This window comes from Actinoplanes sp. CA-142083 (assembly GCF_050942195.1).
Classification (GTDB): Bacteria; Actinomycetota; Actinomycetes; order Mycobacteriales; family Micromonosporaceae; genus Actinoplanes.
The window spans coordinates 4704678-4725267 of the sequence record NZ_CP192076.1; the positions used below are offsets into that span (position 1 = coordinate 4704678).

The 20590-nt window shown below is 70.7% G+C and carries 17 protein-coding genes; 12 read left to right on the forward strand and 5 right to left on the reverse strand.

The genetic code is table 11. The features are described from left to right. The first annotated feature begins 47 nt into the window (after positions 1 to 47). Positions 48 to 1412: an FAD-binding oxidoreductase gene (locus tag ACQPZX_RS21530; protein ID WP_433383503.1), complete on the forward strand. Its 1365-nt coding sequence runs from the start codon at positions 48 to 50 to the stop codon at positions 1410 to 1412. A gap of 272 nt (positions 1413 to 1684) precedes the next feature. Then, a complete protein-coding gene (locus ACQPZX_RS21535; RefSeq protein WP_433383505.1) occupies positions 1685 to 2566 on the forward strand; it encodes a hypothetical protein in 882 nt (293 codons plus the stop codon). 126 nt (positions 2567 to 2692) lie between these two features. On the opposite strand, the gene ACQPZX_RS21540 is transcribed toward ACQPZX_RS21535, so the two are convergent. Then, the gene (locus ACQPZX_RS21540) at positions 2693 to 5440 is read right to left on the reverse strand and encodes a LuxR C-terminal-related transcriptional regulator (protein ID WP_433383507.1); all 2748 of its coding nucleotides are present in this window, start codon (positions 5438 to 5440) and stop codon (positions 2693 to 2695) included. A gap of 436 nt (positions 5441 to 5876) precedes the next feature. Here ACQPZX_RS21540 and ACQPZX_RS21545 point away from each other — a divergent pair, with 436 nt between their 5' ends. From ACQPZX_RS21545 to ACQPZX_RS21555, 3 genes are all read left to right on the forward strand, one after another. Beyond that, positions 5877 to 7748, forward strand: coding sequence for an adenylyl cyclase (locus ACQPZX_RS21545; RefSeq protein WP_433383509.1), 1872 nt, complete (start codon positions 5877 to 5879; stop codon positions 7746 to 7748). Between the two features lie 92 nt (positions 7749 to 7840). Beyond that, positions 7841 to 8332 carry a MarR family winged helix-turn-helix transcriptional regulator gene (locus ACQPZX_RS21550; RefSeq protein ID WP_433383510.1) on the forward strand — a complete coding sequence of 164 codons (492 nt, stop codon included), beginning with the start codon at positions 7841 to 7843 and terminating at the stop codon, positions 8330 to 8332. Positions 8333 to 8379: 47 nt separating this feature from the next. Further along, positions 8380 to 9039 (forward strand): putative glycolipid-binding domain-containing protein, encoded by a 660-nt coding sequence (locus ACQPZX_RS21555; protein WP_433383512.1) that lies wholly within the window; start codon positions 8380 to 8382, stop codon positions 9037 to 9039. Here ACQPZX_RS21555 and ACQPZX_RS21560 read toward each other — a convergent pair. Together ACQPZX_RS21560 and rho are read right to left on the reverse strand one after the other, a co-directional pair. Beyond that, positions 9009 to 9773, reverse strand: a complete 765-nt coding sequence (locus tag ACQPZX_RS21560; protein WP_433383513.1) for a serine hydrolase — start codon at positions 9771 to 9773, stop codon at positions 9009 to 9011. The two genes, ACQPZX_RS21555 and ACQPZX_RS21560, sit on opposite strands and share 31 nt — an antisense overlap. Next, positions 9770 to 10933: a transcription termination factor Rho gene (rho, locus tag ACQPZX_RS21565; RefSeq protein WP_433383515.1), complete on the reverse strand. Its 1164-nt coding sequence runs from the start codon at positions 10931 to 10933 to the stop codon at positions 9770 to 9772. Before rho ends, ACQPZX_RS21560 begins: the two co-directional genes overlap by 4 nt. A 207-nt stretch (positions 10934 to 11140) precedes the next feature. On the opposite strand from rho, the gene ACQPZX_RS21570 reads away from it, so the two are divergent. The 5 genes from ACQPZX_RS21570 to ACQPZX_RS21590 all read left to right on the forward strand — a co-directional run bounded on the left by ACQPZX_RS21570 (position 11141) and on the right by ACQPZX_RS21590 (position 15320). Then, positions 11141 to 11470: an ArsR/SmtB family transcription factor gene (locus ACQPZX_RS21570; RefSeq protein ID WP_433383517.1), complete on the forward strand. Its 330-nt coding sequence runs from the start codon at positions 11141 to 11143 to the stop codon at positions 11468 to 11470. Further along, a complete protein-coding gene (locus ACQPZX_RS21575) occupies positions 11454 to 11813 on the forward strand; it encodes a VOC family protein (protein ID WP_433383519.1) in 360 nt (119 codons plus the stop codon). Before ACQPZX_RS21570 ends, ACQPZX_RS21575 begins: the two co-directional genes overlap by 17 nt. Before the next feature lie 62 nt (positions 11814 to 11875). Beyond that, positions 11876 to 12736 carry a hypothetical protein gene (locus ACQPZX_RS21580; protein ID WP_433383520.1) on the forward strand — a complete coding sequence of 287 codons (861 nt, stop codon included), beginning with the start codon at positions 11876 to 11878 and terminating at the stop codon, positions 12734 to 12736. Continuing rightward, complete coding sequence (locus ACQPZX_RS21585; RefSeq protein WP_433383522.1) at positions 12733 to 14154, forward strand: hypothetical protein; 1422 nt, start codon at positions 12733 to 12735, stop codon at positions 14152 to 14154. Before ACQPZX_RS21580 ends, ACQPZX_RS21585 begins: the two co-directional genes overlap by 4 nt. A gap of 596 nt (positions 14155 to 14750) precedes the next feature. Then, a complete protein-coding gene (locus tag ACQPZX_RS21590) occupies positions 14751 to 15320 on the forward strand; it encodes a DUF4190 domain-containing protein (protein WP_433383524.1) in 570 nt (189 codons plus the stop codon). A 74-nt stretch (positions 15321 to 15394) separates the two neighbouring features. Here the strand turns inward: ACQPZX_RS21590 and ACQPZX_RS21595 are convergent, their stop codons facing one another. Further along, a complete protein-coding gene (locus ACQPZX_RS21595) occupies positions 15395 to 16516 on the reverse strand; it encodes a glycosyltransferase (RefSeq protein ID WP_433383526.1) in 1122 nt (373 codons plus the stop codon). Beyond that, positions 16506 to 17696, reverse strand: coding sequence for a glycosyltransferase family 2 protein (locus tag ACQPZX_RS21600; RefSeq protein ID WP_433383528.1), 1191 nt, complete (start codon positions 17694 to 17696; stop codon positions 16506 to 16508). The genes ACQPZX_RS21595 and ACQPZX_RS21600 overlap by 11 nt, the downstream gene beginning before the upstream one ends. A gap of 210 nt (positions 17697 to 17906) precedes the next feature. Here ACQPZX_RS21600 and ACQPZX_RS21605 point away from each other — a divergent pair, with 210 nt between their 5' ends. Further along, positions 17907 to 19073 (forward strand): LCP family protein, encoded by a 1167-nt coding sequence (locus ACQPZX_RS21605; RefSeq protein ID WP_433383530.1) that lies wholly within the window; start codon positions 17907 to 17909, stop codon positions 19071 to 19073. A gap of 38 nt (positions 19074 to 19111) precedes the next feature. After that, the gene (locus ACQPZX_RS21610; protein WP_433383532.1) at positions 19112 to 20554 is read left to right on the forward strand and encodes a diguanylate cyclase; all 1443 of its coding nucleotides are present in this window, start codon (positions 19112 to 19114) and stop codon (positions 20552 to 20554) included. Positions 20555 to 20590 lie beyond the last annotated feature (36 nt).

Below are 20590 nucleotides of genomic sequence, written 5' to 3' on the forward strand. Positions count from 1 at the left end.
AAGCGCCGCGCGGCACGGTGGCGGCAACAAACGCGGAAGGAAACATCATGGAGATCGACGCGCTGCGCCGCCGGCTGACCGGCAAGATCACGATCAAGGGCGATGACGCGTACGCCGGCCTGACCGCCGCCTTCAACCTGGCCGTCACCGCGTCGCCCGCGGTGATCGTCGAGGCCCGGGACGCGCAGGACGTCGCCGAGGCGGTCCGTTTCGCGTCGGCGGAAGGGCTGGCGGTCGCCGTGCAGGCCACCGGCCACGGGCTCGCCGAATCGCTCGACGGCGCACTGCTGGTCCACACCGGACGCCTCGACGAATGCGTCGTGCACCCGGAGGAGCGCTGGGCCCGGGTCGGCGCCGGCGTGCGCTGGCAGCAGGTGCTCGACGCGGCCGCGCCGCACGGACTGGCCGCGCTCAGCGGTTCGGCGCCGGGCGTCGGTGTGGTGGGCTACACCACCGGCGGTGGGTTGGGCCCGGTGGGCCGGTCCTTCGGGTGGGCATCCGATCGCGTACGGGCGATCGAACTCGTCACCGGCGACGGCGTCCTCCGGCGGGTCACCGCCCAGGACGAGCCCGACCTGTTCTGGGCTGTCCGCGGCGGCAAGGGCGCCCTGGGCATCGTCACCGCGCTCGAGTTCGACCTGATCGCGCAGCCCACCCTGTACGCCGGCGCGCTCTACTTCGACGGCGCCGACACCGCCGCCGTCGTCCACGCCTGGCGCGACTGGAGTGCCACGCTCCCGATCGAGGCCACCACTTCGCTCGCCCTGCTGCAGCTCCCCGCCCTCCCCGGCATCCCCGAGCCTCTGGCCGGCAAGTTCTCGGTAGCCGTCCGCTTCGCGTGGACCGGCGCTCTCCCCGACGGGGAGTCGGCCCTGGCACCCATGCGCGAGATCGCCAAGCCGGTCATCGACGCCGTGCAGACCATCCCGTACGCGGCCATCGGCATGATCCACAACGACCCCACCGACCCGATGCCCGTGCACGAGGGCGCCGAGCTCCTGCACGACCTGCCCACCGAGGCCGTGGACGCCCTGCTGGCCGTCGCCGGACCCGCCGCCGGCTCGCCCCAGGTCATCGTCGAGCTCCGCCACCTGGGCGGCGCCCTGGCCGAGCCGCCCACGTACCCGAGCGCGCTCTGCCACCGCGACGCGGCGTTCAGCCTCATCACGATCGGCGTCCTCGCCCCGCCCATCGCGGACGCGGTCGCCTCCCACGCCGGCCGGGTCAGCGAGGCCATGGCCCCGTGGACCACCGGCGGTGTGCTGCCCAACCTGGCGGCCGGCGTGGGCGAGGAGCGGATCGCCCGCTCCTACGATCCGGAGACACTCGCCCGGCTGCTCGCGCTGGCCGAGCAGTACGACCCGGCCAACGTTCTGCGAGCCGGGCAGGTGCCGGTGCGCGCCGCGAGCTGACGGATCACCCTTCGAGCGGTAGGGGCCAGGCCCGGAATCCTGGCCCCTACCGCCCGCTACGCTCCAGCGACCTGCGAGGGCCTACGCCAGATCTAGGGATCCCCATCGGCTTTTCTAAGTAGCACATCCCGATGTGCGACCCGGGCCGGAGGGACAGCGTGAAGGGCGAGCCGACGTTGAGATGCCGTCTCAACGGAACCAAGCCCATCGAAGGGGATCTCATGTACGACGGTTGCAGCAGGGCACATCGCTGGGTGGCGTGGGTCGGGGCCATGGTCCTGGTGGTCAGTTCGGCGGTCGCGCTACAGCTCATCGGGATCACACCAGCCTCAGCGGTGACTGGCATCAAGAAGATAACCGTGGCATCACCGACCGACTCACAATCACCAAAGACGGCGACGGCCTTCTGCCCAACTGGCAAACGTGTCATCGGTGGCGGCGGATGGGTCTTCGCTGTCAATGCCGCCGACGGCAACAAAGTCGCCCTGACCGGCCTGCAGCCGATTCACCCAATTGTCGCGGGTCTCGATGACCGCTATGAGGCGACCGGTGCAGAAACTGGCGCCGGCATTGTCACCAATTGGTCGCTGCAGGTGTACGCCATCTGCGCCGATGCCAGCGGGCTACCCGGATACGAGATTCGTTACGCCGCGACTCAACCGTCCTCAAACTCGGTGCAAGCCGCGCAGGCTGTATGTCTTGGTGGAACGCGCGTTCTCGGCACGGGCGGGAAAATTGCCACCGCCAGTAACCAAAACCCCGCGGGTCAGGTCGTACTGCAAGTGGCACGAGCCTCTGCCACCGGCGACATCGCCCGCGTACAGGCCCACGAGGATGCTGACGGCTACAACGGCACCTGGTTTGTGCAGAGCTATGCCGTCTGCGTGAATCCGCCTTCGGGCTACGAGGTGGTGCAGGCCGCCTCTCCGCAGACGGCTTCTGAGTCCGAGAAATTGGCATATGCCGACTGCCCCGGAACCAAGCGAGTGCACGGTGCCGGGGCAGCCATCGCGAACACAGCGCCGGGAAACGTCTCGCTGCAGGTCATCTATCCATTCGAAGACCTCAAGACGGTCGAAGCGTTTGCGGTGGAGAACACTGCCACGAGCGCGGATTGGGACTTCATAGTTGCGCAGGCGATCTGCGCCTATTGAACCGACCGACGTCCGCACCAGAGGCAGTTACAGCGACGGGTCGGCACCCACCTCGGTGTCGATTCGTCGCGTCGGCGTCGCCCCCGCGAACCTCGAGCTCTCTTGTGAAGTGCTGGTCCGCTCTCCCTAGGAGATCCGGTTGGCCCACTCGGCGAGCTCGACCCGGTTGGCAGCGCCGGTTTTGCGCAGCATGTTGGAGATGTGGACGCCTACCGTCTTCTGGCTGATCACGAGCGCCGCGGCGATCTCGGCGTAAGTGCGTCCGGCCAGGACGTGGCCGAGGATCTCTCGCTCCCGGGTGGTCAGACCGCCTTCCTTGGGGAGGTCGTGCAGAATCGGGTCGGCCAGCGGGATGCGCGCCGCCTGCGCCAGGCGTTCGACCTGCTCGGTCAGCGGATGGGCTGCGAGCTCGGTGGCCAGATGATGGGCGTGGCGCAGCGGCTCGACCGCGTCGCGGCGGGTGGTCCGGTCGCGGAGGGCGGCTTGTGCTTGGCGCCAGCGGCAGTACGTCTCCTCCCAAAGGCCGTCGATGGCCTGGCAAGCGTCAGCGGCGCGTCGCCAGGATTCAAATTCCGCGGAACTCTGCCATGCCCGGGCGGTCTCGGCCTCGGTGACCTTCTGCAATGCCCGCGCCCGGAGATCCTGGGCAGCGGCGGTCAGCGGTGCGAGGACGAAGGGGTGCCGCTGGCGTAGCCGGATAAGGCGGGCCAGCACCTGCGCCGGGTCGCGGCCGCTGTCGCGACATGCTTGTGCCTGGTCGGCCAGGGCCCGCGCGGCCAGTGGCAGCATGTCGATGCCCGCTTCGTCACCGGCGTCGTGGCCGAGCCCGGCCAGAGTGACAGACAATGCCCGTTCGGTGTCGCCGGCACCGAACGCGACGAGGGCGCGCACGACAGAGAAGTCGAGGTACCGGTCGGACCCGCCGGGAAGGATCTCCTCGGCGCGCGCCAGGTGCGCCTCGGCTTCCGCCTGCCGGCCCTGCCAAACGGCCAGTTGGGCGGCGACCAGCCGGGCCACCGCGTCGGCGCGCCGGCCGGGCCGGGCGCCCAGTGCCATCCGGAGGCGGTCGAGGCATTCGCGCCACCGGCCGAGTTCGAGCAGTTGGGCCGCTTCCCAGGCGCACATTTCGGAGATGTGGAGGTGTGGTGCGCCCAGCCGGGTGAAGTCTTCGACCGCGCGGTGGTAGATCCGCGCGGTTCCGTCCGTCGCGTCCCCGTCGTACGAGTTGGCCGCGACGTAGACGGCCGTTTTGACGGTGGCTAAGTCGCCGGTCCGGAGCGCGATCGCCCAGGCGCGCAGCGCGGCTCGGTGGGCTCCGGGGCGTGCACGGTGGGACAGCGCGTACGACTGGCTGATGAGCGCGTTGGCGACGGCCAAATCGGAACCGCTGGCGCTGGCAACGGCCATGGCCTTGTCCGCGAGGATCAACCCGGTGCGGTCGCCGCGCACCATCAGCAGGTAGAGCGCAAGCCCGGCGCACGCCAGCGCGTGATCGACGCTCTGAGGCGCGGCTGCAGTGAGTGTCATCGCCGCCCAGCGGTCGCCGGCGTCGTCCGCTTCAGTGCCCAGGGAGGCCCGCAGGGCAGCCCGCCGAAGGTGCAGGCGTGCTCTCACCGCGGGGTCGTCGACCAGGGTGAGCAGCGTCTCGACGGCCCCGAACTCGTCGTCCTGAAGGCCGGCCGTTTCGGCCGCGATCCGCAACCGCTGCCATAGGTCGGTGCGCCGGGCGTCCGGATCGGGCATCGACTCGGACAGCCGCAGCGCGCGCCGCAGCAGCCGCACCCGCTCGGCCGGCCCGTCGGTGGCCTCGGCGGCACGCAGCGCCCATTCATACGCGGGCTCGGTGAGTCCCGCTCTGTCGTAGTGATCGGCCAGCTCAACGGCGGTGTCCCGCTCTGGCGAGCCGGCCAGGGCCTCGGCAAATGCGACGTGCAGCGCGCGCCGTTCCTCGGGGAGCAGGTCTTCGTACAGAATCTCGGCCAGCAACGGGTGCGCGAACCAGTAGCGGTGCGCCACGTCGATGACCAGTACGCCGGCGTCCACCGCCGCGCGCAGCAAGGGCACCGCGGGCCCAGCGGACATCGGCTCGATCTGGCCGGCGAGCTGCGGCCGACCGGCGACGCTGAGTACCTGGGTCAACTGCTGCGCCGGACCGGGCAGCCCGCGCCAGGCCCGGGTCAGCCCGTCGCGTAATTGCGTCGGCATGCCGGCCGGCAGCGCGGCGGCCCGTGGGTCCAGGTCCCGCACGAGCAGTCTGGTCAGGTAGGGGTTGCCCCGGGTGCGGGCGTAAACCGCGTCGACCAGCCCTTCGTCCGGCGGCCGGCCGAACAGGCCGGCGATCTGCTCGCTGGTGTCGGCCCGGTCGAGGTGGCCGAGCACCACCTCGCCGACCCTGGGCAGCCGCCGCACATCGGCCAGCCAGCCGGCAAGCCGGTCGCCGGTGCGCATCGTGAGGACGATCGCGAGCCGGCGGCCCTCGCGACCGGCGATGATGTACATCACTACGTCCAACGTGCTCTGGTCGGCCCATTGCAGGTCGTCGACCACGAGCAACACCGGCCGGCGTGCGGCGGAACGGTCCAGCCACGCGTCGAAGCGCAGCAGCGCGTCGCCGCCGGTGCCCAGGTCGGCGTCTCGCACGGCGGTCCGCAATGGCAAAAGTGGGACCGCGAGCGAGGCCAATGGGAGACACGCCGCCCAGATCACTTCGAGACGGTCCGCGACCTGGTCAGTCGCCGCCCGGACCAGCGACGTCTTGCCGATCCCGGCCTCGCCGCCAAGCAGCAGGGTGGTCTGCCGGCCGTTCTCCGCGTCCGCTGCGGCGGTCAGCAGCCATGAGGTCTCGTCGGCTCGTCCGACCATCCCAGCCGGCACAACCCGAGTGTCGTACCGGGCGAGGGGCGGTGTCGAGCCCGGAACGGCCGCAGCCAGGCGACGACTACGCCCGGTACCGGCTAGCCGCTTCGCTTGCCCCGCGCGACCTTGAAGAGTCGCGGCAACGTGCTGCATCGCAGCACCGGCCCGGCTTGCCGGGTGCCGGAGGGCGGGCCCGTCACTTTTCGCTATAGCTTGCACCCGGAGTCGCGGAGGCAGCCCTCGTCCAGCGGGGCCTCATCGTTCCGGGAGTACGGCGCCTGAGGTGCGCCGGTACCGGTTCCGGCGGCCTTTCGGGCAGAGGTGGTTCCGGAACCGGTACGAGATGTCCGAAGCCTGCGTTATTGCCGATCTTCGTTGCCTTGACAGTCGCGGCCGTATGTAGCCATCTGTGTCCAGTCTGTTGCAAGCACATGACGGGAAGGACCCCTCCAGCATGACGACACGCGCCGGGCGGCAGGTCCGCCGGCAGTTCGGGCGGCTCTTCGCGATTGGGCTGGCGGTGGTTACGGTCAGCACTCTGAGCGGCACCGCCGCGCAAGCGCACCCCAGCAAGCCGGCCGCGCCGGCCCTGGGTGGCAATGTCACCATCTTCGACCCGAGCATGCCGGTGGAGCAGATCCAGGCGGCGCTCGACGCGGCGGCGGTCAAGCAGACCGACGCCGAGATGAGCACCGACCGGTACGCGTTCCTGTTCAAGCCCGGCACCTATGGCACCGATGCCAAGCCGTTGCAGTTCAAAGTGGGTTACTACACCGAGGTCGCCGGCCTCGGCGCGAACCCGGACGACGTCGTGATCAACGGCAAGATCGAGGTTTACAACCGCTGTCTCGAGAACAACGGCACCAGCAACTGCCTGGCGCTGGTGAACTTCTGGCGCACACTTTCCAACCTGTCCCTGCACATCAACGGGACCGGGCAGGAAGGCTGCCGCGCCGGTAACACCAACTTCTGGGCGGTCTCGCAGGCCGTGTCGCTTCGCCGGCTCGACGTCACCGGCGGCACGTTCTCGCTGATGGACTACTGCACCGCGGGCCCGCAGTACGCCAGCGGCGGCTACATCGCCGACTCCCGTTTCCCGACCGTGCTCAACGGGTCGCAGCAGCAGTGGCTGACCCGCAACAGCAAGGTGGACAACTGGACGAACGCGGTGTGGAACCAGGTGTTCTCCGGCGTCGAGGGCGCACCCGACGAGTCGGCGTTCCCGAACCCGCCGTACACCACCCTGGCGACCACCCCGGTCAGCCGGGAGAAGCCGTACCTGTTCGTCGACGACAAGGGCAAGTGGAACGTCCGCGTGCCGTCGGCGCAGAAGAACAGCAGCGGCGTCAGCTGGGCGAACGGGATCACTCCCGGCCGCACGGTGCCGCTGAGCGACTTCTACATCGCCAAGCCGTCCGACCCCGAGTGGAAGATCAACACCCAGCTTCTGCTCGGTAAGAACCTGCTGCTCACCCCCGGTGTCTACAACATCGACCAGAGCCTGCAGGTGTTCTGGCCCAACCAGGTCGTGCTCGGCATCGGGCACGCCACCCTGACCGCGGTCAACGGCGCCACGCCGCTGAAGGTGGCCGACGTCCCCGGCGCGATCGTCGCGGGCGTCACCATCGACGCCGGCACCAAGGAGTCGAAGACGCTGCTTCAGGTCGGCACCAAGTACGGCCCGAACTTCAGCTCCTCGTCCAACCCGACCACGCTGTCCGACGTGTACTTCCGCGTCGGCGGCCCGCACATCGGCAAGACCGACACCGCTCTCGAGGTCAACAGCGACAACGTGCTCATCGACCACACCTGGGTGTGGCGCGCGGACCACGGCGTCGAGGGCTTCACCGGTGGCGACACCGAGCGGTGGAACACCAACACCGGCCGCCAGGGCGCCGTGATCAACGGCGACAACGTGACCGCGACCGGCCTGTTCGTCGAGCACTTCCAGAAGTACAACACCACCTGGAACGGCGACAACGGCACGACCGTCCTGTACCAGAACGAGCTCCCGTACGACCCGCCGACCCAGGCCGACTGGATGAACGGCGACGTCGAGGGCTACGCCGGGTACAAGGTGGGCGACAAGGTCAAGAACCACAAGCTGTACGGGGCGGGCGTGTACGTGTTCAACCAGAACAACCCGTCCATCCACACCGAGAACGGCTTCGAGGTTCCGAGCCGTCCCGGCGTGAAACTGCATCACATCATGACCGTCAACCTCAGCGCCGGCACGATCGACCACGTGGTCAACGGCGTCGGAGGTCCGGCCGACACCAGCAATGTGGGCGCCCCGGTCTTCGTGACCGACTACCCGGCGTCCTGACAGCGCAGACAGCACGGTAGGAACGCGGGGCCGGGACCTTGGAAGAGGTCCCGGCCCTGCTGCAATGCCGAGCTTCTTGAAATAATGGCCTAGTGCAACCTTTGCAGTCCGCTCCCGAGGCCACCGTTCAGGCGCTGATGCGGGCCAGCCGGGCCTTCGTCGGGCTGACCGTGCGCGCGCTCGGCCAGGTCGAGACGGATGTGACGCTGCCGCAGTTCCGGGCGCTGGTGGTGCTGGCCAACCGGGGCTCGCTGCGCAGCGTCGACGTCGCCGACGAGTTGCAGGTCAATCCGTCCACCGGCACCCGGATGACCGACCGGCTGGTGGCGAAGGGCCTGGTCAGGCGGGTGCGCTCGACCGACGACCGGCGGGTGGTGCGGCTGCGGCTGACCCGGGCCGGGCAGGAGATCGTCGAGCGGGTCATGGAGAAGCGCCGCCAGTCCCTGGAGCAGATCGTGGGGGAGACCGCCGGCGTCTGGCAGCCGGCGGTGACCGAGGCGCTGACCGCATTCGCCGAGGCGGCGGGGGAGATGCCCGAGCAGGACTGGTGGCTCGGGTGGTCCGGGAGTGCGGACGAAGTTTGAGGTGCGGCAACCTGGCGGCAAAGGTTGCATGGTGCAATGGTTATGAGATGCACCCCAACTCCGAGGCGGATCTGGAAATGATCACGGGAACTGCCGCCACCCAGCGCCGGGTGGCGGAGGCGCGCACGCACGGCCCGCTCCTCTGGCAGCGGACCGGCACGGTCGGCACCGAGCTGGTTCTGCGCGACGGCCTGGCAGCCGGCGTGGTGACCGGCGCGATCGTGGTGGGCGGCCGGCAGCCGTACACGTCCCGCTGGCACGCCGATCTCGACGGGAACTGGCGGGTGCGCGCGCTGACCGTGACCACCGAGGGCAACGGCTGGCGGCGCAACCTGGCCCTGTCGCGCACGGCGAAGGGTGCGTGGAGCTGTGGCGTCGAGGAGTCGGGCACGGTCGACGCGCCGCCCGCAGGCATCGAGGATGTGTCGCGGCTCGACAACGACGCGGTGGTGCTGCTCGCCGACTCGCCCATCTTCCAGACCTGGGCGATGCGCTCGCTGCAGTTGAACCCGGGCGAGGTCCCCAAAAGCACCCCGGCGATCCGGGTGCGTATGCCGTGGCTGACGGTGGCGCCCGGCGAGGCGACGTTCCACCGGGTCAGCGACATCAAGCTGCGGGTCAGCGGCGATGGCCCGGCGGTCTCCTACGACCTTGACCCCGAGGGCATCGTCACCTATCAGGCGGGCCGGCTGCGCATCGCCCACTGACCGATGGCGCGCATCCCGTCCATCACCTCGGCGGTCGCGTCGCCCGCGGCCGGATCCCAGTTCGCCAGCACCGCGTAGGTCAGGTCCCCGCGATAGCCGACATCGGCACGGACGCCGTCGTCGGTTCCGGTTTTATTTCGTACGCCGTGAGCATGCGCCAACGGGTCGTCGTGGAAGGCGCTCGCGACCATCGACAGGTCGGTGCTGATCGCCAGCCACCCGTCGACCAGCGCGTCGGACGCGGGGTCGAGCAGCTCGCGCCGGGCGAGTCGCCGCATCACCGCATGCAGCTCGGCGGCGGTGCCCGTGGAGAGGGTCGCCGGGTGATCCGGGCCGCGACCATTGCGTACGCGGTCGTGCAGTGCGGTGTGCCGCAGGCCCAGGCGCTCGGCCATGGCGGTGACACTTGCCAGGCCGATCCGTTCGAGCAGCACGTTCGTGGCGTAGTTGTCGCTGACCGCGGCAATCAGCGTGGCTACGTCGGCAACGGGCAGCGCAGGCGAGATGAGGTGTTGCCAGAGGCCGGAGTCGGCCACGGCGAGTGCGGGATTCCGCGGGAGCGGCTCGGACGGATCCAACTCGCCGCCGGTGATGCGCCGGGCGGTCTCGAAAAGCAGGAGCAGCTTGCCGACGCTGGCGGTGCGGAGCTGGAGATCGGGTTGGTGCGTCACGCCGTCGACGGAGATCGACCAGTTGACGTGCGGGGTCGCGGCGACGACGTCCTCGAGGATCACTGGGCCAGGGTAAGGGCCACCCGGCGCAGGAACTCGGTGTTGCCCGCGGTGCTCTTCAGCTGATCGAGAAGCTGGCGCATGGCGTCGCGCCGGTCCTGGCCGGTCAGCGCCCGGCGGAGCTGGGCGATCACGGCGAGCTCGGTGCGTCCCACGACCGTCTCGTCGTGGCGGGTGCCGCTGGCGGCGATGTCGATCGCCGGGTAGACGCGGCCCTCGGCGAGCGATCGGTCCAGCCGCAGCTCGGCGTTCCCGGTGCTCTTGAACTCCTCGAAGAGGAAGTTGTCCATCGCCGAGCCGGTCTCGACCAGGGCGCTCGCGATGATCGTCAGCGAGCCGCCGCCGTCGATGTTGCGGGCCGCGCCGAGGAAGCGCTTGACCGGGTACAGCGCGGTGGTGTCGAGGCCGCCGGTCAGGGTGCGGCCGCGTCCGGGAGCGATCAGGTTGTACGCGCGGCCCAGCCGGGTGATCGAGTCGAGCAGCACGACCACGTCCTGGCCCTGCTCGACCAGGCGCTTGGCCCGCTCGATCGCGAGCTCGGCGAGGGCGGTGTGCTCCTGCGGCGGCCGGTCGAAGGTCGCGGCGACGATCTCGCCGTCGACCGACCGCTGCATGTCGGTGACCTCCTCGGGCCGCTCGTCGACGAGCACGACCATGATGTGGCACTCGGGGTTGTTGCGGGCGATCGCGTTGGCCATCTGCTGCAGGATGATGGTCTTGCCGGCCTTGGGCGGCGCGACGATCAGCGCCCGCTGCCCCTTGCCGATCGGCATGACCAGGTCGATGACCCGGGTGGTCAGCACCTGCGAGTCGGTTTCGAGGCGCAGCCGCTCCTGCGGATACAGAGCGGTCAGCTCGTAGAAGTCGGGCCGGCGTTTCTGCGGCGGCTTGCCGTTGACGGCCTCCACCTGCAGGGTCGCCGGCTTGCGGTTGCCCGCGGCCCGGTTGCCCGGCATCCGGGCGAATCCGGTGACCCGGTCGCCGCGGCGCAGCCCGAGCTGGCGGACCTGCTGCAGGGCGACGGGGATGTCGTCCTTGCCGGGCAGATAACCGTCGGCGCGCAGCCAGGCGCGGTCGTCGACGATGTCGAGGAGCGCGTCGATGGCGACATCGGCGGTCTCGGCGGGGCGGGATTTTGGTACACGGGTAGCGAGATCTGTCATCGAGGGACTCCTCAGAAGAACAACACCGCTTTTCGCGTACGGCGACGCGCACGCTCGCGGCGTGTGGAAAAGAAACGTGGCCGGGTCTTGTTGCTTCCTCGGCCGGAACGGCGGGGGCGTAAGCCAGCATCCGCTGTTCGACTGCGGCAAACGTAGCACACCGTCCCGGGCGTTGGAAATGTGTAAGCTCTGGCTTACACTTTCGCGGTGACCGACCTGAGCCCCGTGCTGGCCGCCCTGGCCGACCCGTCCCGGCGGGCGCTGCTGCAGCGGCTCGCCCACGGGCCCGCCACCAGCGGCCAGCTCGCCGACCTGCTGCCGATCAGCAGGCCCGCGACGTCGCAGCACCTCGGCGTGCTGGTGGCGGCCGGGCTGGTCACGACCACGGTGCGGGGCCGGCAGCACTGGCACTCGCTGGCCGCCGCGCCGTTCGTGGAGGTCGAGCGCTGGATCCGTACGATCATGGAAACCTGGACCTCCGCACCCACCTTGACCACGACGTCTTTGAAGGAGGACCGGCGTGAGCAGGCCCGTTAGTTATGTGGAAGTGCAGTCGCCCGACCTGGAGGCGAGCACGGGGTTCTTCGCCGCGGTGTTCGGGTGGGAGCCGCAGCCGTTCGCAGCGCCCGACTATCTGGTCGCGCCGCACGGTGACGCGCCCGGGATCGACACCGCCCTGCTGCCGGCGCGGGACGGGCAGGCGCGCGCGATCCCGGTGATCCGCGTGCCCGATCTCGACGCCGTGCTGGCCACGGTTCCCGAGCACGGCGGGACAGTCGTGGTGCCGCCGTTCACGATCGGCGGAGTAGGGCGTGGCGCTTATCTCATCGACCCGGCCGGCGTGCTGGTCGGCGTGCACATGTACGACCCGGCGGCCTGAGCGTTCAGGTCCCGGAAACGTGGAGTTACCCGGCGCTTCGCCCCGATGATGTGGGATGGGCTGTGCATCACGCGAACCACTACTACGGGCACTCCCACGTGCTCGCCCGCTACTGCGGGCTGGACGACACCGACCCACCACGTCTGCACGGCTATCTCCAGCACGGGTGGAACATCGGTGATGGGCTGGCGCCCGACCACGAGTACGTGCCCGGGGCGCCCTCGTTCCTGTGGTCCGAACGCACCCGGCGGCGGGCTTGGTCGCTCGGCCGCCGGCAGGGGTATGTCGTCGGGGCGCCGTTCGCGTACCTGCTCTCGATGGAGCCTCTCTCTCCCGATGAGCAGAGGGAAGGCACGATCTGGTACCCCTTTCACGGCTGGGAGGGCCAGCACGTCCTCGGCGACCACGACGGCCTGATGGCCGAGATCCGGCGGGTCGAGGAGGGGCCGGTCACGGTCTGCCTCTACTGGCAGGAGTACCGCAACGCCCGCCTGCGGGCGCGCTACGAGCGGGCCGGCTTCCGGGTGATCTGCCACGGGTTCCGCGGCGGCTGGTGGAAAGACCTCGACCCCGGATTCCTCTACCGTCAGCTGGGCGAGCTGCGCAAACACAAGCGTGTTGCCTCCAACCGGCTGTGCAGCGCGGTGTTCTACGGCGCGCTCGCCGGTTGTGAGCCGGCCGTCTACGGCGATCCGATGCAGCTTCAGGGCGAGACGTCGGCGTTCGGCGGGCAGGCGCGGATCCTGCGCGAGTGGGCTTCGTTGCACGGGCCGGCAGTCGACGTCGACGTGGCACGGCACATCGCCGTCGACGAGCTCGGCGCCGACCGGCTGCTGTCACCGGCCGAGCTGCGGCGGCTGCTCGGCTGGCCGCTTCCGACCAGCGTCGACGACGCCGAACTGACCGGAGTGCTGATCCGATGACGGAGCTGATCGGCGGCGAGATGATGCAGTGGTCCGACCTGTCGGGCGCGCACGGCCCGGCGCCGGCGGGCGGGCCGTCGTTCGTGCCGCTGCTGGCCGCGGTCGCCGGGCGCACGCTGATCGCCGGGCCGCACGACCCCGCGCTGCTCGACGCCCTGCCCGTCGCCGAGGTGACGGTCCTGGTGCGGGGGGCCGAGGACGCTGAGCGCTACGCGTCCCGCCCCGGCGTGACGGTGCTGTGCGGGAGCTTGGAGAAGCTGGGGACGTCACCCGCGTACGACACGGTGGTGGCCCTCGACGGCGTCGAGCGCTTGTGCACACCGGAGGCGCCCGACCTGACCTGGGACGAGACGCTCGGCCTGCTGCTCGCGCTGCTGCGCCCGCAAGGCCGGCTGCTGCTGGGCGTGGAGAATGCGTTTGGTCTGCACCGGATCCTGGCGCTCCCGCCGATGCCGGCCGACACCGACTGGGCGGAGGCCGAGGGCCGGCCCGCCGGCCCCGCGGACCTGCACGAGAGGCTCGCCTCGGCAGGCTTCCCGGTGGTCCGGGAGTATGCGGCGTATCCGTCGGCGTTGCTGGGCGCGGAGGTGCTTTCCGACCCCTCGTTGCGCGGCTATCTGTCGGCCACGCTGACGGCGGCCCCGCGTCCGTCAGATGCCTTGCTCGCCGACCCGGGAACCTTGGTGACAGGGGCATTGCGGCACGGGCTGGCCGCCTCGCTCGCCCCCGGCTGGATCCTGCTGGCCGGGGACATCCCGGCCGGACCTGCGGCTGTCCTGAGTGGATCGAAGCTGGGACGCGACGCGGCCGGGCACTGGGCGCTGGACGACGGGACTGCTGTGCCACTAGGCCGGACCCTCGAAGACCTGGTGCTGGCAGCCTGCCGGCAGCGCGCTATGCCCGCAGTGCGTGAGCTGCTCACCGCGTGGCAGGGGGGCCCGGCCGCCGGGGTGCCTGCCGGTCAGGTCGTCGTAGACGCCGAGGGCGTGTGCCACGGGCTGACAGGACCCGGGATTCCGTTGGTGGCCCTGCGCGGCCTGGCGGCAACGATGATCGGGGGCGGCTACGCCTACCTGTGGCCGTCGCCGGCCGACGAGGCCTCGCTGACCGCCCTGCTAGCCGGCATGACCGGGCGGGAGATCGAGCCGCACGAGGTGCCACCCGCCATCCCAAGACCCGACCTCGGGACTCTCAGGGAGCTGACCGCCACCCGCGACCGGCTCGAGCAGGAACTGGCCGACGCGCGGGCCAAGCAGGAGTTCTACGAGCGAGCGATCGCCTACCGCGACACCGAGCTCAAGCGCGTGCGCCAGATCAACGCCCTGCTGTCGGCGACCGCGCCCGGAAAGGCCGTGCTGGGCGGGCTGAAGGCCGGCCGCCAGGCGGTGCGCGCGGTGGTGAGGCGCACCCGGGGGTAGGCGTTCGTCCGGTCGGTCTTCGGCCACGTTCGGCCGATTTGCGCATCGGGGGACTGGCCAGGACCGGGCGCGGTGCGAAACCATCACCGGACGGGCTCGGGGGAGGCCTGGTCGCGGCCGTCCCCCGACCGACAGCCGGCCTCGAGACACGGAGTCACATGTCCCACCCCGCACCCCCGCCCGGCGGTTCCGAGCCGGACGACCGGACCGTTCGCCGTTTCACGCCCGGGGTGGTGCCGGCCCAGACACCTCCGGCCGACCCGACCGAGCAGCTCGGACGAGGCGAAACGCTCGACCCGACCCGGCCCTTCGGCCAGGGTGACGGCACACCGCCGGTCGATCCCACGCGGCGCTTCGAGGACGCTTCGTCGCTCCCGCCCACGTCGGTGGACCTGCCGCCCGCGCCTCCCGCCCCACCCGTGTGGGCAAAGCCGGCGTCCGCGCCGCCCGCCACACCGCCCGTGTCAGCTCAACCGGCCTCGCCGCCTGTGTCGGCTCAGCCGAGCCCTTTGCCGCCGGCGTATGCGCCTCCCGCGCCGCCCGTGTCGGCTCAGCCGAGCCCTTTGCCGCCGGCGTATGCGCCTCCCGCGCCGCCCGTGTCGGCTCAACCCAGCCCTTTGCCGCCGGTCTATTCGCCTCCCGCGCCGCCGCAGCCGAACTATTCGCCGCCCTCCGCGTACGCGCCGCCGGCCGATCCCTACGCGCCGCCGGTGCAGGCTTACTCGCCTCCCGCAGCCCTTCCGCCGCCGCCCTCCGCGCCGGCCTCGGCTTATGCGCCACCGCCGACCTCCGCGCCGCCCTCGGCCTATGCGCCACCGCCGGCCTATGCGCCGCCACCTGCCTATGCCCCGCCGGCCGCCTACCCGCCGCCGCAGGCGTATCCGCAGGTTGTCATGGCTGTCGCGGCGCCGACCTCGGGCTGGGCGGTGGCCTCGCTCGTGCTCGGCATCGTCGGGCTGCTGGGTGGCTGGTGCGCCTTCGGGATCCCGTGCCTGCTTGCCGTGATCCTTGGCCACGTCGGCTACCACGAGACCAAGCGCGGGCTCAAGTCGGGCAAGGGCCTCGCCGTCGCGGGCCTGGTCATGGGCTACATCTGCCTGGTGCCTACGGTGCTCTTCACGCTGTGGGTGATCGGCGCCGGGTCCTACGGCGCTGCGTTCTCGTGAGGTGTCAGCGGGCACAGGCGGCCGGCTCGTGAGGTGTCAGCGGGGGCCCCGGTGGGCCGCCTTCTCGTGAAATGTCAGCGGGCCGGGTGGGCGGCCGCGACCTCGTCGTAGATCTGCTCCAGGCGAGCGGTCTGCGCGACCACGTCGAACTTGGCGGTCATCAGCGCCCGGCCCTGGCGTCCCAGGCGGTCGCGCAGGGACTCGTCGGCCAGCAGGCGGGACAGGTTGGCGGCCAGGGCGGGGCGGTCGCCCTCGGGGGAGAGCAAGCCGGTCTCGCCGTCCGCTACCGCCTCGGGGATGCCGCTGTGGCGGGTGGCCAGGACGGGCAGGGCCAGAGCGGCGGCTTCCATCACGGTGGTGGGCAGGCCTTCGGTGTCGCCGTCCTTGGCTGTGCGGGACGGTGCGGCCAGGATGCGGGAGGCCAGCAGGACCTGGCGGACCTCGGCGGGGGTCTGCACGCCCAGGAAAGTGGCGTCCACACCCAGCTCGCGGGCGTAGGCGCGCATGCCCGGCAGCAGCGGGCCGGCGCCGATGAGGACGACGCGGGGGCGGGTGGTGCGCTGGGCGGCTACGGCGGCGAGGAGGTCGTCGGCGCCCTTCTTCTCGACGAAGCGGCCGACGAAGGCAACATCCCACTGCTTGGCTACTGGCTGCGGCGAAGGTGGGATGGGGACGCCCATGTAGTGGACTTTGACCTTGGCGGGGTCGGCGCCCCAGAAGATGGCCTTGGCGCGGATCACCTCGGAGACGGCCAGGATCAGCGTGGCCCTCGCGAAGACGGTGCGCAGGTTGCGGCGGTAGCGGACGCCGTGGGCGCCGCCGCTGGCGGGCTGGCGGGTCACGTCGTGGCCGTGGGTGGTGACGATCAAGGGGATGCCCAGCCGGCGGGCCTCGCCGCTGATCAGCCAGCCGTCGCCGCCGAAGTGGGCGTGGACCAGGCGCGGGGAGACCTCGGTGAGCAGGTCGCGCAGGCGGGGCGAGGTCCCGGTCAGGCGCAGGCGGAGGAAGGCGTTGCGGTCGGCGGCAGACGGGTACGCGATGAGGTCGGTGTCCCGGGCCAGGGCCGACTCGACCTTGGTGGCGCCGATGTAGACGGGACGCCAGCGGCTCAGGGCGTCGGCCTGGTTGCGCACGAACGTCTCGGACCCGCCGAGCATCGCGCTGCGCCAGACGGCGACGCGCGGCTCAGCGGACATCGGCGCCCGCGGCCTCGGCGCCCGCGGCCTCGGCGCCCGCGGCCTCGGCGGCCGCTGCCTCGGCGTTGCCGGCGTGGGAAGAGCTGCCGGCGGGGGAGGAGCCGCCCTCGAAAGAACGGCCCTCGGCGGAGGGAGAGCCGTCGACGGCCGAGGCGGGGGCAGGCGGGGCGGGGGCAGGCGGGGCGGGGGCAGGCGAGGCGGGGGCAGGCGAGGCGGGGGCAGGCGAGGCGGGCGAAGCGGCGGCGCCGGAGCGGCGGCCCACGATCAGGTCGCGCAGGCGGGCGCGCAGCGTGGGCGGCAGCGACCAGATCTGCAGGAACGTGACGTAGTCGATCGCGCCGGGGCGGCCGTGGGTGCGCGCCTCCGACAGCAGCTCGCGAAAGACCTTGCGGCTGCGGGTCGGCGCGGCCATGGAGCTCAGCACGCTCATCGTGAAGGCAGCGTACGCCCGGGGCGTGAACAGCTCGCGGTTGGCGCGCAGCCAGGCGAGCTGCTCCTCCCACGGGTTCTCCAGGCTGATCCGGTCACGGTCCTCGTCCTGGTGCCACACCACGAGCGGCTCATCGGCGTACAGAAGCTCGACGTCGTCCTCACGGACGGCCCGCAACGCCCAGTCGAGCTCTTGCTGCCGCCGCAGGCCGACGGTGAACGGGACGCGGCGCATCAGCGCCGTGGGCGCCATGATCGTGGAGGTCTGGATGAAGCCGTCGCCGTAGAAGAGGCCGCGGCGGACGGTGAAGTACTCGCTGAGCGGCTCGCCGGGGGCGGGCAGGCGGCGCGGCATGACGTTGTCGGCGCGCGGCGAGCGGCTGATCATGCGGGTCGCGATCACCGGGGACGGCTTGCCGGAGGTGGCCGCCAGCGCGAGTTGCGATTCGACCTTCGTCGGCAGCCACTCGTCGTCGTCGTCGAGCAGGGCGGTCCAGTGACCCTTCGCGGCCAGCGCGCCCTGATTGCGGGCATTCGGCGCTTTTCCCCGGGAGGGGAGCACCAGCACGCGCAGGCGGGGGTCGTCGATCTCAGCCAGCGCGGCTTCCGAGCCGGGGTCGGGGCCATCGACCACCACGATCACCTCAAGGGCCTCGAACGTCTGCCCAAGGGCGCTGCGGACGGCACGAACGGCCAGATCCGGGCGGTTGAGCGTCGGTATGACGACGCTGACGTCCGGCGATGAGGGCATGGGGTGACCTGCTAACGCGAGGGGGAGGGCGGGCCGCTCGCACGCTAGGGCGGTCAGGAGGACGCAGGGTTAACGGCGGGCTGCGGAGGGACGAAGCGGCCGCGATGCTCAGGATCTTGCCAGATATTTCTCACTCAACTCTTACCGCCCAAGAGCAATCTTTTAGGCTGCGCGCTCCGTCTTACATGGGGAAGACGTCGCGACGAGGAGATGATCTTGAAGAGGAAAGCCGTAGCCCGCCGCCGGCGCGGGCCACGCTGGGCCCGCTGGTGCATCACCCTCGGCGCGTTGCTGACCGTCGTGGGCGGCGGCTCGGTGGTGGCGATCCAGGCGACCGTGGGCGCGGCGACCCGGTCGGTGGCCCAGCAGAGCCTGATCGGCTCGGCCGCGAACTCGCAGGTCAAGCACGCGGACGTGAAGGGCGCCAAGAACATCCTGCTGGTCGGCATCGACGCCCGGAAGGACGCGCTGCCGACCGCGGGCACCCGGTCCGACTCGATCATCCTGCTGCACGTCGCGGCCGATCACGACACCGGCTACATGATTTCGCTGCCGCGCGACAGCTACGTGCCGATCCCGGCGTACGACAACGGCGTGCAGAAGTTCGCCGGCGGCAAAAACAAGATCAACTCGGCGTTCTTCTTCGGCAGCCGGGGACTGACCGGGCCGGACGCGCTGTCGCACGGCTTCGAGCTGCTCTCGCTGACGATCAAGGAGCTGACCGGCATCACCCCGGACGCCGGCGCGATCATCGACTTCGAGGGCTTCCGCAACGTGGTGAACGTGCTGGGCAAGGTCTGCATGTATGTGGACGAGGACACCACCTCGATCCACATCGGCAAGGACAACAAGACCGGGAAGTTCGCGAAGCCGTACGTGATCAACAAGGACGGCACGCTGAAGTCCAAGATCAAAGGCGTCACGCCGAACTTCTACGCCAAGGGCAACCACTGCTTCACCCCGTCCGAGGCGCTCGACTTCGTCCGCCAGCGCGACCTGCTCGCCAACAACGACTTCGACTACGGCCGGCAGCGGCACCAGCAGCAGTTCTTCAAGGCGATCGTCAACCAGGCGGTGAAGGACGGCCTGTCCTCGCCGACCAAGCTGCCCGGCCTGATCAAGGCGATCGGCTCGACGATGACCGTCGACACCGGCGGCATCTCGCTGGAGGACTGGGTCTTCGCGATGAAGGGGATCAACCCCAACGACCTGATCACGATCAAGACGAACGAGGGCAAGTTCAACCCGGAGAAGATCGCGGGCATCGGCGAGGTCGAGATCCTCAGCCCCGACAGCATGCAGCTGCTCGAGGCGGCCAAGGACGACACGGTCGCCCAGTTCGCCGCCGAGCACCCGACCTGGGTGTCCAGCACCTGATCCCTTAGATCTGCACAAACCGTGCCGATCACACCGGCATGTCGCGGCGCGCCTGGCTCTGGTGGCTCGTGCTGGGCGTGCCGGTGGCGCTGTGCTACCCCTGGCTGCCCGGCGGGTCGCTCGTCGCGGGCATCGGCTTCGAGGGCGTCGGCGCGCTCACCTTCCTGGTGATGCTGGTGGCGATCCGCCGCCGGCGGCCCCCACAGTCGCGCATGTGGCTGTTTCTGGCCGCCGGCACCGGCGCGTCGGTCCTCGGCGACCTGATCTACGACGTGCTCACCAACGTGATGCACGTCGACGCGTATCCGAGCGTTGCCGACGTCTTCTACCTGCTCTCCTACCCGCTGACCGTGGCCGGGCTGGCGATGCTGGTGCGCGGGCGCACCCGCGGGCGGGACCGCGTGGGCCTGATCGACGCGGCGATCGTCTCGACGGCTCTGGCCCTGCCCGCGTGGACGTTCGTGGTCAGGCCGGTCAGTGGGCTCGATCACGCCGGGCTCGGCGATCAGCTCGTCTCGCTCGCGTACCCGATCTTCGATGTGCTCTTGATCGTGATGACCGCGCGGCTGGTCACGACGCCCGGATCGCGGCGGCTGCCCGCCGCCCACCTGATGTTGATCATCGCGCAGGGCACCCGCCTGGTCTCCGACGTCTCGTTCAGCGCGACCTCGATCACCGGCGCCGACTTCCCGTGGCTGGACTCCGGCTGGATCCTCACCTACCTCCTCACGACGGCGGCGCTGCTGCATCCCTCGGCCGCGCGCGTCGACGAGCCGGCCGCGCCGCGAGAGGTCGGCGCGCTCTCCACGCCACGGCTCACCCTGCTCGCGGCGGCCTCGCTGCTCGCGCCGGTCGTGCTCGCGATCCAGGGCCTGATCGACCGCACCCGGATCGACTGGCTGGCCGTGGCGGTCGGCAGCACGATTCTGTTCCTGCTGGTGGTGGCCCGGATGAAGCTCCTGCTGAACCGGGTGCACCGGCAGGCGCGGCTGCTCGAGGCGCTCGCCAGTCTCGACGGCCTCACCGGCGTGCCCAACCGCCGGTCGTGGGACGAGGCGCTGACCCGGACCCTCGCGCGGGCCCGGCGTTCGGGCGAGCCCGTCGTGGCCGGCCTGATCGATCTCGATTTTTTCAAGCGATTCAATGACGCGTACGGGCATCAGGCGGGTGACCTGCTGCTCAAGGAGGCGGCGGCGACCTGGCGCGCGGAGCTCCGCGAAGTCGACGTGCTGGCCCGCTACGGGGGCGAGGAGTTCGGCGTGATCATCTGCGGCCTGCCCGCCGAGGAGGCCCTCGCCATCGTGTCCCGCCTGCGGCCGGTCACCCCGCGCGGGCAGACGTTCTCGGCCGGGCTCGCCGAGTGGGACGGGCACGAGAGCGCCGACGAGCTGGTCCGCCGGGCCGACGAGGCGCTGTACCAGGCGAAGGCGGCCGGCCGGGATCGCGTGCTGCTGGGCAAGGATGTCACCCTCGCGGGGTAGCGCCGTCGCACAGTGTTGTGGGTACCGTGAATCCGC